This is a genomic window from Chitinimonas violaceus (genome assembly GCF_052601015.1).
Genome location: NZ_JBQXDJ010000004.1, coordinates 1 through 15,005, shown reverse-complemented (window position 1 = coordinate 15,005; position 15,005 = coordinate 1). Strand labels below are relative to the sequence as shown.

At 59.5% G+C, this 15,005-nt stretch carries 1 protein-coding gene; it reads left to right on the top strand.

What is annotated here, in order from left to right; genetic code table 11:
- The coding region (locus ACUHMQ_RS02325; protein ID WP_445293833.1) for a LysM peptidoglycan-binding domain-containing protein at window positions 1–15,005 on the top strand (15,005 nt) is incomplete at both ends.

The window sequence follows — 15,005 nt, the reverse complement described above, 5'->3', positions numbered from 1 at the left end:
CCTGAAGGTGGATATCCAGGGTGATGGTCGTGATGACTGGGTGGAGGTGTACCAGGATGCGGAGGGGGTTGAACACCTGCGCAATGCAGTCAGCCATGGCAATGCGAGTTGGAACTGGGCGGGTGATGTTGCGGTAGGCAAGAAGGCCCAGAGCCGTTACCTGGCAGCGGACCTGAACGGCGATGGCCGTACCGATGTGGTGCAGCTGTGGAAGAACGAAGCGGGTCAGGCAGTCGCGACAGCGTGGCTGTCGGATGGCAATGGCTATGTCCAGGGCAGCGACAGCGTGCTGGGTACATGGCGTGATGACGCGGTCTATCACTTGATGCATCACAATGCCGATGGCAAGTCAGATCTGACTGCAACCTGGTTGAATGATGAAGGTGCGCGGGCGATTGGTACTTGGCTGTTTGGTATTGGCGCAGCCGGGGAACTCGCTACGTGGCAATTCTCTAGCCGGTTGTTGAGCGGCGAGGCGGCTTCGTCAAAAGGCTTCGCTACGGTTACGCTGACATCGCCTCAGCCGGGTAGCGGCACGGTCAACTGGAATGTGGCACCAAAGCCATTTGATGGGTTCAGCAGCGGTGAGCAGGTCAGTGCACCAGCTGCACCGCCTTCTGTGGACCGTAGCACGCTGGGTAAGCTGCAGACCCAGCTGGCTAGCGCCAAGCCTTTGGCTGTTGTCCACCATGTTTTCGATGATGCAGGGCGTGAAGCCTATACCGTGGATGCGACCGGTATCGTTACCCAGCATCGTTTTGATGCCCTGGGCAATAAGGTGGCGACCACCCGTTTTGCCACTGTCTTTACTGCGACAGCACCGTATACCTGCGCGGTATTGGATGGTTGGGCTGCAACAGTCGCCAAGCCGACGCAGGACCAGCAAACCCGCTATGTATACGATGCACTTAATCGCGAGCAATACCGGGTGGACAGCCAGCGCGCCGTTACCGAGACCCGATACGATGCAGCAGGTCGAATCACGTATGTAATTCGCTACAGCACGCCGCTGGATGTTGCGGCCTTGGCCGATCCGCTCAATGCAACCGGTTTGGCTGCTGCCCTGAAGGCTAATCTCTTACAGGACCAGCACGTACGGTATGGCTATGATGCCGCCGGTCGCCAGCGCTATGTGATTGATGGCCTGGGTTTTGTTACCGAGAAACAGTACGACGCTGTGGGCAATGTGAATGGTCAGCGCACTTACCATGGCGCGATTGATCTGGCGAAGTGGGATGCCAGCGGCACGCTCGCTTTGGTCAAGGACGATACCCATGATGTGCGCAAGTACCAGTTTGTCGACGACGCCAACCGTCCCCTGTTCGATGTCGATGGTGCGGGTTATGTCACGCGTTATGGGTACGATGCTGCAGGCCGGTTGAACAGCAAGGTGGTTTATGGGCAGGCGCTTACCTTTACGGGCGAACCCACGCTGCAGGCGGTGTTGGCTGGATTGCCGGCGCAAACCGATTCGGCAGTCGATGCGATAGAACAATATGCCTACGACTCGGCCGGGCGCATTCAATTTGTGGTGGATGGTGCCGGCAGGGTAAGCCAGCGTTGCTACGACGGCGCTGGCCGGCAGACCCGTACGATCCAGTACGCCACACCCTATGTCGCTGCCACTGGCTTTGCCCCCTACGCCACGCTGGGTTCGAATGACCGGGTGACCGAAACGGTGTACGACCGGTTAGGGCGTGCCGTCTTCCTGATCGATGCCGAAGGCAAGGTGACCGAGCAACGTTATAACGCCTTGGACCAGAAGACCCATACTGTTCATTACGCCGACCGCGTCACGCTAGATAGGACGCGGGATACGACGCCATCGGTGTTGCAGGTCCGTTTCCAGGAGGTTGGCGAGGGCGACCGTCAGGTTCGTCATTACTACGACGCGGCAGGGCGCTTGTGCTTCACCGTCAATGACGCAGGCCAGGTCAGCAGCTTCAGCTATGACAGCATGGGGCGTCTGTTGCGCGGCATACAGTTCGCCAAGCTCGCACCAAAGCCGGAGATGACCCTGGCAGAGCTGCAGGCGCAGTACAACACGCTGGACAGCACGGTTGACCGCCGCACCTACAGTGTTTACGACCAGCATGGCCGTGAAGTATTCACTGTCGATACCCAGGGCAATGTCACCGAGAAACGTTACGACGTCTATGGCCAGCTGGTGGGTAAGACGGATTACGCGAAGCCGATCGGCACGTTGACGGACATCAGCGAAGCCGGCATTCGCGCACTATTGAAGACCGATGCGCAGGATAGGCAGCAGGCCTACCGCTACGATGCGGCGGGCAATCTGGTCGACAAGCAGGACGCATTGGGCCTGCACGATCGCTACACCTATGGTGCGACCGGAAAGCAGCTGACCCATACCGATGCCCGCGGTAGTAAGACAGTGCGCGAGTACGATGGCCGCGGCTTGTTGATTGCCCAGACCGATGGCACCGGCAACGTCAGCCGTATTGGCTACAACGCCCAGGGTTTGACCAGCAGCGTAACCGATGGCAAAGGCCAGACCAGCACACGCACTTATGATGGCGCAGGGCAGCTGATCACCGATACCGATGCACTCAAGGATAGCGAGCGTTACGAGTACGATACGTTCGGCAATCGGATCAAGACGACTGACAGGCTCGGTAATGTCAGCCAGTCGGAGTTTGACCGTGGCAATCGCGCGGTCAAACAGACCGATGCCTTGGGGCGTGTGACCCAGAACCAGTATGACGAAAACGGCAATCTGGTGCGCCAGACCGATGCCAAACAGCAAGTCACAACACGCATTTACGACCGCCAGGGCCGGGTGATCCGCAGTACCAACCCAGCGGGTGAAGTCACTGAATATCGCTACGACACGGTTGGCCAACTGGTGGCGACGTTGCGCCATCACGAGCTGGCAGCCGGTAACGCAGCACTGGTCGAGGACAGCAACGATGCCTTGGTGCGCCGCGAGTATGCCCTTGCCGGGCAGTTGGTGCGCGAAGTGGATGCACTGAATGGCGAGACCACCTACCGGTACGACCGTTACGGAAATCGTATCGAGACCACCAATGCCGGCGGGCAGGTTACGCGCAACGAGTACGACGCATTGAACCGGCTTACCGCTACTGTGGATGCACTGGGTAAACGGACTACCTATGAGTACGACGCCAGCGGTAATCGCAAGGCAATGGTCGACGCGCTGGGCCACCGTACCGAGTATGAATACGACGCAGCCCAACGCCTCATCAAAACCACCGATGCCACCGGGGCAAGCACGCAATATCGCTACGACGCCAATGGCAAGCAAGTCGAGGTGATCGATGCGCGTGGCAAAAAACAACTGAGTACTTACGATGCGGTCAATCAGTTACTGACCACCACCAACGGTGCGGGGGATGTCACGCGGTATGCTTACGATGCGGCTGGTCGCCGTGTCAGCGTGACCAATGGGGCCGGCAATGTCACCCAGTCCGCATTTGATGCGGTGGGGCAGGTGACGACGGTGACCGATGGCACGGGTGCCGTGACGCAATACCGTTACGACAATGTTGGCAACCTGATTTCCACCGTCGATGGCAATGGTCATGAACAGACCCGCCGTTACGATGCGGCCAACCGGCTGGTAGCCACCACCGATGGGCTGGGTTTGGTAACCGAGTTTGCTTACGACACGTTTGGTCGCAAGCTGAATCAAAAACGCGCCGGGGTGGTACAGGCCAGCGAATACGACCTGATGGACCGTTTGTTGGCCCAGGTGGATGGTGAAGGCTACCGTACCGAGTACCGTTACGATGCACTGGGCAATGTCACGCAAATGCGCCGAGCCATCGACAAGGCCGGTACGCAATGGGCAACCACGCGTTATGGCTACGATGCGCAAAACCGGCGCATCTACCAGCTCGACCCGGGTCAACATCTCACTTACACCGAATATGCGGATGACGGACAAGTCTCGGCGCGCACGGTATACGACGGCGTCGCCGCATTACCCGCGACGCCCCCCACGGGGCCGGGCCGTACAGTGCGTTATCAGTACGATGCTGGCCACCATGTGATCAGCGAAAAGGGCGTGGATGGCAGCGAGACGCTGTACGCCTACGACAAAGCCGGCAATCTCGAAAAGAAAACCGAGTTTGCCGGTACGCCCAAAGCTTGCGTTACAACCTACCGCTACGATGGGGCCAACCGTCTGGTCGGCAAGACCGAGGCAGAAGGCAAGACCACACAGATTGTTTACGATGGCGCAGGGCGCATCAGCCAGCGCATTACCGGCAGCAAGACCGAAACCGCGCGTACCGAAACCTTTGCCTATGACGGCGTGGGCCATGTGGTGCGCGAGCAGGATGGCGTGGGCAATGTCACGGTCAAGCAGTACGACAAGAACGGCAATCTGGTGCTTAACCAGCAGGCCCATGGCACGGCGGCATTGCGTGAGACCAGCTATCGCTACGATGCCAACAACCAGCAGGTGGAAGCGAAGAACATAGCGGGGGTACAGCGTACTGAATACGACGCCTTCGGCAACAAGACCCGGGTAAAGGTCGGCGAGACCAATGCGGTAACCAGCCAGTTCTTTTATGACAAGAACAACCAGTTGGTACGTACCATCGACGGTATGGGTGTTTCGGCCGAGTTCACGGTGGATGGCCTGGGCCGCCAGTTGCAGTCGACCGACGCCGCTAATCAGGGCGCAAAGGCCCGGCTGGAACGTAAGACCTATGACGCTGACGGCCATGTACTGACCGATACGGATGCAGCCGGTTACACCACCCGCTACCAATACGATGCGCAGGGCAATCGTACCTCGATGACGGTGGGGGAATACCTGCTCGTTGCAACCGATGCCGGTTACGACGCCACCCGTGCGGCATTGGCGCAGCCCGCCAAGACGACCTACACCTACGATGCGATTGGCCGGTTGCTGAGCACCTTGAGCCCGGCGGGTTCCTTGGTTACGCAAAGCTATGATGCCGCGGGCAATATCGACACCGTAACCACGTCGGACGCGCTGGGTGCAAATGCGCGCGTCACCCGCTTTGGTTACGACCGGCAAGGCCGCCGCACCAGCGAGACCGACGCCAACGGTTACACGACGCAATTCACCTACAACGAGTTTGGTGAAAAGAGCAGCGCCACACGTGGCCTGTACTTGGTGCCGGTGACGGATGCGCAGCACTACGACGCGGCCAAGGCCGCAGCCGCCAAGCCAAGCACCACGCAGTATGAATACGATGCCAATGGCAGGCTGGCGGCGGAAATCAATGGGGCGGGCAACCGTACCGAATACAAATACGATGCCCAGGGCAACAAGACAGCGGTCATCCTTGGCGCTGGTACGCCACTGGCTCGCCAGACCACCTATCTGTACGACGGAGCCGGCCGACTGGTCGAGACTCTGACTGCCGAAGGTGGGCGCACGCTGCGCAAATACGACGCGGTGTTTGGCGACCTGGTGGCCAGCGAGGACATCTTACAAAGCAATAAGGCCGGTAACGAGGTCTGGCTGCACCGTACCTTCAAGTACGACAACAACCGTCGCCTGACGACAGAGCTGACCGATGCCGGCCAGACGATGGATTATGGCTATGACGTCTATGGCAATCGCCTTGATGCGCAAAACAAGCAGTTGACGCACAAGACCAGCTTGGTTGAGTACGATGTGCTTGACCGCAAGCTTGCCGAAACCGATATCGCCGGCAACCGCAGCACCTACCGTTACGACAGTCGCGGCAATGTCATCAGCAAGACCGATGCGTTGGGCCAAAGTACGTATTTCTATTACGACGCCGACAACCGGGTTATCGCGACGGTCGACCCGATGGGTTACCTGAAGACCACCCGTTACGACGTGCATGGCAGCAAGGTGGAGGAACGCCAGTACGCGTTGCCAGTGGCCAAGGTGGGTGACTTTGTGGTGCCGACAGGCCAGAACCACAGCCATGATCGTACGGCCACTTACCGCTACGATGCCGCAGGACGCTTATCGCTGTTGACTGCGGCGGATGGCAGCCAGATTGCCTACGTGCGTGACAGCCGTGGCAATGTGCTGGAAGAACGTAAGTTCGCCAATCTGGCCAAGCCGCGCGTTACCCAGTACCAATACGACGGTGCCGACCGCGTCAGGCAGCAAATCGACCCAGCCGGCCTGAAGACCGAGAAGACCTACGACGCAGCGGGCAACCTCAGCCGCATGGTGGAGCAAGGCGGTGAGCAGGCCGCGGGCATCAATCGCACCACGGTGTATGAGTACGACCGTGACAATCGCCAGATCAGCGAAACGAAGGACCCGGGTGGACTCAAGATCATCAACCGGATTGAGTACGACAAGGTCGGCAACCTGGTGGCGCATGTCGATGGCAATGGCAACCGGCGTGAATTCCAGTTCGATGGTTTGAACCGGACCCTGGCGGAAACCAATGGCCTGGGCCAGACGGTGAACCGCTATAGCTACGATGCCCTTGGCCGGGTAGAGAAGGTGGAGGGCAAAGACGGTGTGGTGAGCTACACCTACGACCGCAACAACCGCAAGCTCACTGAAACCCGCAATCTGAGCTGGATGACGTCTGATGCGCAGGGTTACAGCACCGTCACCCAGTACCGCTACGACACCCTTGGCAATCTGCAGCAGACCACGCTGCCAAGCGGCGCGCAGGAAACACGCTGGTACGACAAGGGTGGCCGCCTGGTTGCGATGCTGGATGTCGACAATGTGCTGCGCCAGTACGAATACGACGCCTACAACGACGTGGTCAAGGAAACGGTGTACCTCGAACGTCTGGATAAGGCTGCACAGGACCCGACAGTCCTGCCCAAGACGCCGAAGAGCGAAACACACGTCATCAGCCGTGAGTATGACCTCGCCGGCCGCCCCACCCGGGTGGTCTACCCGCAGGTGGATGTTACCCGTCTGAGCGGCCGCGACCGTGCCAACCCGACTACAACGACCGAGCGTATCGCGCCGGAAGAGCGCTATGTGTACGACGGCTATGGCGCGGTGGTGGACAGTACCAATAAGGAAGGCCGCCGTACCCTGAGCTGGTATGACGGCGCCGGGCGCGTCAGTGCCGTGGTCGATGCAGCCGGTTACCTCAATGAAGCCAGCTACGATGCCGCCGGCAATCGTATCCAGCAACGTGCTTACGTGACGCCGCTGAACCTTGCCGGGCTTAATCCCCTGGGTGACAAGCCGGTGGGGCAGGGCGCGGTGGCGGTGACCGACTACCGTTACGACGCAGCAGGCCGCTTGGTCGAACAACTCGACCCGGCCCGCAATGTGCGCGACAGCCTGGGTAATACGGTGGCAAATGCCCGACCGGTTACCCGTACCCGCTACGACAGCGCCAATAATGTGGTGCAGCAGATCAAGGGCGCGGACACCGCCGATGCGTTGAATGTCTTCCACTATTACGACGCAGCCGGCCGTTTGATCGGCACCATCAACCCCAGCCGTATGTTGACGTTGTACAGCTATGACAACGTGGGCAACCGCGTGGCCGAGCAGCGCTTTGGCAATGCCGTTGGCGCCGGGGTGGACCTTGCCGCACTGCAGGCCGACTTCAGCACGCTGTACAAGTTGGTGGGCGACCATACCGATGACCAGGCGACCTTGTTCCAGTACGACACGATGCATCGCCTCACGCTCCAGCGAGAAGCGCAGGGCGCGATTGAGCGCAATGCGACGGGACAAGTGACCGCGCTGACTGGTGAAGTGGCCGAGTTGCACTACGGCTACGACACGCTGGGCAACCGCACCTATGTGCGCAACGCCAACAATCAGGTCACCCGTAGCCAGTTCGACGCTAAGAGCCGTGTGACCAAGGTCGTGAACGTCGATGGCAGCGGTACCATTTCGCGCTATGACGCGATGGGCAACCGGGTTTTTGTTTACACCGGCGAAATGCCCAACACCGCCGTACAACCGGCAGGTATTGCGGCAACGCAAGGCGATACGCTGAACATCAACTGGAACCTACCCACTGCGTCGGAAGGCCGGACCTGGGTGGTGTACGACCTGCAGCCCCATGCCAAGGTCGATGATTATCCCGCGAGAGTGGGCGAGCAATTAGCCAGTCTGGGCGGGCATACCGCGCAGCTGCCACGTCCACCGGCCGGCACACAGATCTATTTCCGCGTGGTCAGCCAGGATGTGGCCGGCAATATGGTGTGGAGTGAGGAACAGACGCTGACGGTTGCCCCGCAATACGACAGCGTGGAAACCAGCCGTACCGCCACGGGTGAAATGCGGATGGTGGTGCACTTCGACGGCAGTGTCGGTCGTCCAACAATCGTCTGGCAAACTAATGGCAGCAACTTGAATAATGAAGTGGCCATGACGCCGCTGGAAGGGGGATATTACGCCGCGGTGCTGGGTAATGTGGGCAGCCTCGACCAGTTCAGTTACAGCGTCGTGTGGCAGGATGCAACGAACCAGTTGCAGCGCGGCCCCAAGCAGACGCTGACCAATGCGGTACAGCGCTTTACTCCGAAGACAACGGCTTACCATGAGGTGCTGAATCCCGATGCCGAGCATACCAACACCTACCAATACAAGACGGTGTTGCAGGTGGCTTTCTCCAGCAACCAGACCTTGGATATGGCAGTGGTGCGGGCCGACTGGCGCAAGAAAGGCAGCAACGAGATAGCAAACCGTGCCAGCAGTACTGGTCGGCTGGTCGGGGGCGAGTACCTGTATGACCTGGTCCTGGGCGATAAGCGTTCGCCCATGGCGGCTGGGGAATATGAAATCGTCCTGACCGGCATGCGCCGGGATGGCGTCATGGTTGAGCTGGACCGGCAGGACTATACGGTTTGCGCATTAGCCAAACCGGCAGATGGCGCAACGCCGGGGCCGATTGCCGCGCCGCCGGTGACCTTGCAGCATGTCTCGTGGACGACGACGCAATCGGGCATCAACGGCCAGTGGGTCATGCTCAATGACCAGTTGCAGGCGGTGGATACGCAAGGCGACACGACGGTGCTCGACAGCAAATCTATCAATCCGGGCAGGCATGTACTCAATGTGCATTACACCCAGTCGGTAAAGCCGAGCCATACGGTGACAGGCCGTGTGGGGTCGGGCACGCGCCTCGAAAACCGGCAAGTGCCAAGTGAGGGGTTCAAAGTCGATGTCAGCCTGACGCTGCCGGAAGGCATCAGCGACGGTGTTGCCAATGGCGTGTTTGTTGTACTGCCAGCTACTGGATCAATGGAAGAGCAGACCGTCAGGCTCACGCTAAATGGCCGGATCGCTACAGGTTCAATCACCGTCCCGGCCGCAGGGTCATATTTATGCTATTTGCAGACCCGTGATGGGAACAATCAAGTTCATTCGATCAAGAGTGGCAGCTTGGTAGTCAAGGCCAAGCCCGATGGGAAGGCAGAGGCTGAATTTGTTCAGATGCTTGCATCTGGCGGTGGCTATGGCGTGTCGCAAAGCCAGCTTTCTGCGTTGCCGGGAGAGATGGCGTTTATTGAGGGTGAGTTGGTCGTTACCAGTGGGCCTGGTTCTGTGGACCGTAAGCCTACCGTTACCGGGAAACATACAAATCCAGTTGGGGCAGATTATCTGGCGGGGGTCAGGCTGGATAATTCGGGGGCGCAACGGCGGTTCTTCTTTGGTGCGGAGAATGACAAGGCAAGCAACACGCCTGGCTACCGCCAGCATGGGGCTTACCTGGTTGGCAACAAGGTTTTTGCCGTCAGTTATTCTACAACTGGGCAACGGACCGAGCAGGAAATTGGGACGGTGGAGGATGGCAAGCGTTACGTCATCGAAGTGCTTACCGATGCGACGGGCTCAACGCTGCACGTCTACGAGGCGGGTGGCAGCCATTGGCGTCAAGGTTTGACGCATCGATCGGATGTATCTGGCTGGGGCGCCACCCGTACGCGGATGGGTACGGATGTGCTCGCCACATTGACGGCAACCTGCAAGACGGAAGTCTACTGGCTGAATCAAACGCACCCGGACACAAAGCTCTTCGACCGCATTGAGAATAGATTTACCGCCACACCAGCCATGAAGACCGTGGAGGTCGAGGTACCCGTACCCGACACCTTCGACTACACCTATACCGCCAATCTCAGTGATGATGAGATCGCCGGGGTGCGTGGCGACGTCAAGCTGCTGCTGACACGGCAGTCGGACAAGGTCGAACAGACGTTGACGCTGACACGGGACGGCAACCGCTTCAGCACGAAGCTGCGTGGGTTGAATGGGGACTACACCTTCAAGGCGTATTACCTTGACGCGCAAGACCGTATGGTGATCGTGGACTGGCACACCCAGTCAGCCAAAGACAGTTACGACGCCAGCGGTTGCAGCGGCATTGTGGTGGCGAAGGAAGAAGGCATCTCCCTCACCCGTGAAAACGGTAACCTGTGGGTGGGCAGCGGAACCTATTTGGGTGCGCTGGCCAAACCGAAGAATCTGTTCCTGAATGTGGCCGTCAAAGGCACCGGTCTTGCAGCCGGCAGCCGCCAGAGCGATGGGCGCGACAGCGGTTACTACCTGGAAACCCGTTACGACGCGATGGGCCACACGATCGCCAGCATGGAGTCGGACGGTATCTGGCGCGAGCATGGCATCGATCTGGCCGGCAACGCCGTGCGTACCGACCAGTACGACAAGCAGGGCGGCGCGGTGATGGCGACCACCTATACCGACTACGACGGCCGTGGCCGCAAGGTGGCGGAATGGGGGGCGGCTTATCAGGCGGTGACCTCGGCGGATGATGCCACAGGCCACCAGCAGCGCCTGCTTACCCGGTCGCGCTACAACCACCTCGATCAGCTGACCGATCAGGTAACGCTGTACCGCGATGTGGCGGGGGATGTATTCACCGCCGCGCTCGATGGCAGCAACGGCAGCCGGCAGACGCACACTTACGACCTGGGCGGCAACCGTACCGACAGCAGGAACGCGCTGGGCCAGAACCGGCATACCGACTACGACATGCTGGGCCGTGAAACCAGTACGGTGGATGCTTTGGGCTTCCGCAGCAGTAAAACGTACGATGCTCGGGGCAATCTCGCCAGCGAGACCAATGGTGCAGGCGGCGTTACCCGGCATGAGTACGATGTGCTGGGCCGTGAGACCACGCGTATCGATGGCAACGGCAACCGCACGGAACTGAAATACAACCGACGTAACCATCTTGTGCAGCAGGGCGGCACGGTGTTTGGTTACGACTTCAACGGCAACCGTACCAGCAGCCTGCGTGGCACCTATAAGGTGGAACAGGGTTACGATGCGCTCAACCGCGTCATCAGCACCCGTACCTGGCAGTTGGGGCAGGCAATCGTCGAAAGCCGCCGCTACGACGTGTACGGCAACCTGATTCTGGAAGTGGACGGCGAAGGGCGTACCAAGAGCTACCGCTATGGTGCGTTCAACCGCTTGCTGGAAAGCACCGACGAAACCGGGCTGACCAACCGTTTCGAGTATGACGGCCTGGGCCGGCAGATTCGCGAATCCAACAGCGAGGGCAAGGACATACGCCGTAGCTGGGATGCAGCCGGCCACCTATTGCGGGTGGCGGATTATGGCAAGGCCATCACGCAGGCCGGCAGTACCACTCCATTGAGGGGTTGGAACGCGATTGCCAAAGAGTTGATGCAGCGGGTGACTGCCCATCTGCAGAGCAGCATGACGACTACCCTGGTCAACCCTGCCAATGCGGTGCTGGTCAAATACACCGACTACCGCTTTGATGAACGTGGCCAGAAGATTCGTGAGATCAGCAATGGTGTGGGCGAGGCTGCCACCTATGGGCGCGACACCCGCTACAGCTATGATGCGCTGGGCAGGCAAACCGGTTGGAACGAGGCCAAAACCGGCGTTGGCAGCAAGCAGGAATACGACGCCAACGGCAATGTGGTGCGCATTACCGGCACAGGCCGCAATGCCTTTGACCATGTTTATGCATTCGATGGGGCAAACCGCGTCACCCAGGAAATCAAGGGGGGCGAGCTGCGCCACAGCTATGTGTACGATGGGGCTGGCAATCGCCTGCAGGACTACGACGCCAAGCTGGGCATGACGGTGCATTACCAGTACGACGCACAGAACCGCGTCACCATCGCCCGCTGGTATGGCAGCGCCAATGCGCAGGCTGCCAATGCCGGCTTCAAGGACATCAACGCGGTTGATGGGCTGGGCATAACCGACCGCAACAGCGATTCGATCACCTTGCAAGGCGGCCCAATGGAAGTAGCGGTTACTCTGGGTGAAGGCCGTACACGCCGCCTGTTGGCCGAGCAATACCTGGGCAATGGCGACTTGTGGCAGCGCATCGTATTGGTCAATGGCGGCGCGGCCGATGCTGATACGTTGCTGGATGTCGGCACCCGGGTCAGCTTCAATCGCAGCCTGCGCGATGTTGCCCGCGCCCAGTATGGCGATGAATCGGCCTGGACCGAGATCGCCAAGGCGAATGGGTTGAACAATGCCGATGCAGAACTGGCAGCCGGCACCCAGCTGAAGGTGCCGCACCTGTGGCAGCAGACGTGGGAATACGACCAGAACGGCAATATCATCCGCCATAACAAGGGCTATGGCTGGTTCTACGCCCAGAGCAGCGCCAGTACCTATACCGAGAACAACCTCAAGATTCAGGGCTACGAAGCGAGCCAGATCGCGGTACTCGTGCAGGGTGCAGAAGGCGGTGTCTTCAGCAGGCTGGCCCGTAGCCGGGTCGGTTATATCCTTACCCCGTCGCAGTCCACCAGGCAGAGCTACGACCGAAGCGGGCGCATGGTAAGCATGCATATGGATGCTTTCAGTGACCTGAAACTAGGCAGTATTGAAGGCCCAGTGGCACGTGGCGGTGTGATTTCGCTCAAGCAGTACTGGAAGGGCGGGCGGATCAGACCTGAAAACAGCCTGGGTATCGAGATTGTTGGACAAGGCAACTCGTACTACTTCAACTACAGCTACCACGCCGACGGCCGCATGGCCGGCATCTCGGGCAGCGGCCCCAAGCGGGCTAGCGGCAACAGCAGCTTCGAATACGACGTCAACCGCCAACTGGTCAAGCAGGTGCAGGGCCAGGGCGACGGCATGGTGGACAACGAACGCTCGATCTTCATCCGCAACACCGATGGCCAGATCATCCACAAGGTGCACCACACCGGCCGCAGCGGCGAAAGCATTGAGAACATCCACTACCTGTACGCCAATGGCAATGCGGTGGGCGAAACCGGTGTATACGCCGACGGTACCCACAAGACGCAGCTGGACGAAGGCCGCTTTGCCCGCATCGAAAGCCTGGGCAAGGATCACCCCGGCAGTGGCGTGGGCACCTACACGGTGCAGGGCGGCGAAACGCTGCGGCATATCGCCGGACAGGTCTACGGCAATAGCAACCTGTGGTACCTGCTTGCCGATGCCAACGGGCTGAGCGAAGACAGCGAGCTGAAGGCAGGCACCCGCATCACGATTCCGAACACCTCGAAGAGCGACGCAATCAGCGCCGACACCTTCAAGGCGTACAAGGAAGACGAGGTGGTGGGCAGCCAGATGCCGAACCTGAAAACCCCGCCACCGAAGAAGAAGTGCGGCGGGTTTGGCATGGTGTTGATGATTGTGGTGACGGTTGCGGTAGCGGTCTACACCGCAGGCGCCGCCGCAGCCTTAATGAATTTGGCCACCGGTGCTTCTACGACCTTTGCCGCCGGAGCTACCGTCATGGCGGGTGGCGCAGGGTTCGGAGCAGCTGCGCTTGGTGCGGCGGCGGTGGGGGGATTTGCCGGTTCGGTAGCTGGGCAACTGGTGGGTAAGGCCACGGGTGATGTCGAGAAGTTCAGCCTGAGGCAAGCCTTTGTTTCCGGGGTAACCGCGGGTGTGACGGCTGGCATGGGCCATTACCTGCAAGCGGCCGGTGAAACCAATACGGCCTTGAAGTACGCCAAGATTGCTGGCAGTGCGTTGACCAGTAATGCGGTAAGCCAACAGGTTTCGATCTGGACCGGATTGCAAGAGCGGTTCAATTGGTCGCAAATGGCAGCTGCCGGGGTAGCTGCACCAGTCGCTTCGACTATCAGCCAGGGACTGGGTGATGCCTTTGGCTACAACCCCGCAAATTCCGTCATGAGTCTGGGCTCGGTACAGGCCAACCTGGGTGATCTCTCAACCCGCCTGTTGGGCCGGACGCTGGAAAGCATCGCCTCGACAGCGGTCAGCCACAAGTTGAACCAGGAGTTCGACCGTAGTGGGCGTTACAACGGCAGCTTCAAGCTATCGGCTGCGTTACCGGGAGCGATAGGTAATGCGATAGGTGATGAGATGAGGGCGTATGGTCATGCTAAGGCTAGGGAGGAGCAGGTACGCGCTGCCGCGTCTCGAAGTAAGGTCCTGGCGGGTGTAATGGCCAGCGGCAATACCCAACAGCGTGACCTGCTGAACGATTGGCGTGGCAAGCCGATGGAAGACAATGTACCTATTCAAGGCAGGGCTGGCGGTGGTTCCGGTAGCGGAGCTTGGGGTAGTGGCGCAGGCAGTAGTGCGAATGCCTGGGAACCAGCGATTGGCGACCGTGGGCAGGTTGCGTATCGCAAGCCAATGGGCCACGAGCCGATGGAAGACCCGAGGCTTAACAATTATCGGGGTAATGAAGGGGATCGCTTCGCACTGAATACGTCTGCTGATGATGACCTAGCGGATAGGGTCGCCGCAGAGAAAGAAGCGGCCTACCTTGGTGGCAAGAACAACTACTACGCCATACCACAGGCAGACGGCACTTTGAGGGGTGAGCCGATTGTCATTACGTCGAAGCGGGCATCAAATTCAGACAAGGGGTTCTGGCCAAGCTATGGCAGTACGTTGATTGGGGCTGTGAAGGAATTCGGTACAGGTATCGATAATTTCTTTACAGACAGCTTTGATCGGACCACTGCTACGTTCGGGGATGTGCTTGGCAATAGCATTGCGGGCAATGGTCGTAAATGGGTGGAACCTGCCAAGCCGGTCGTACCGGAACCGAACCGCAGCGAACGGCCACGGGATTGGCGCGATCTGTTTGATGATG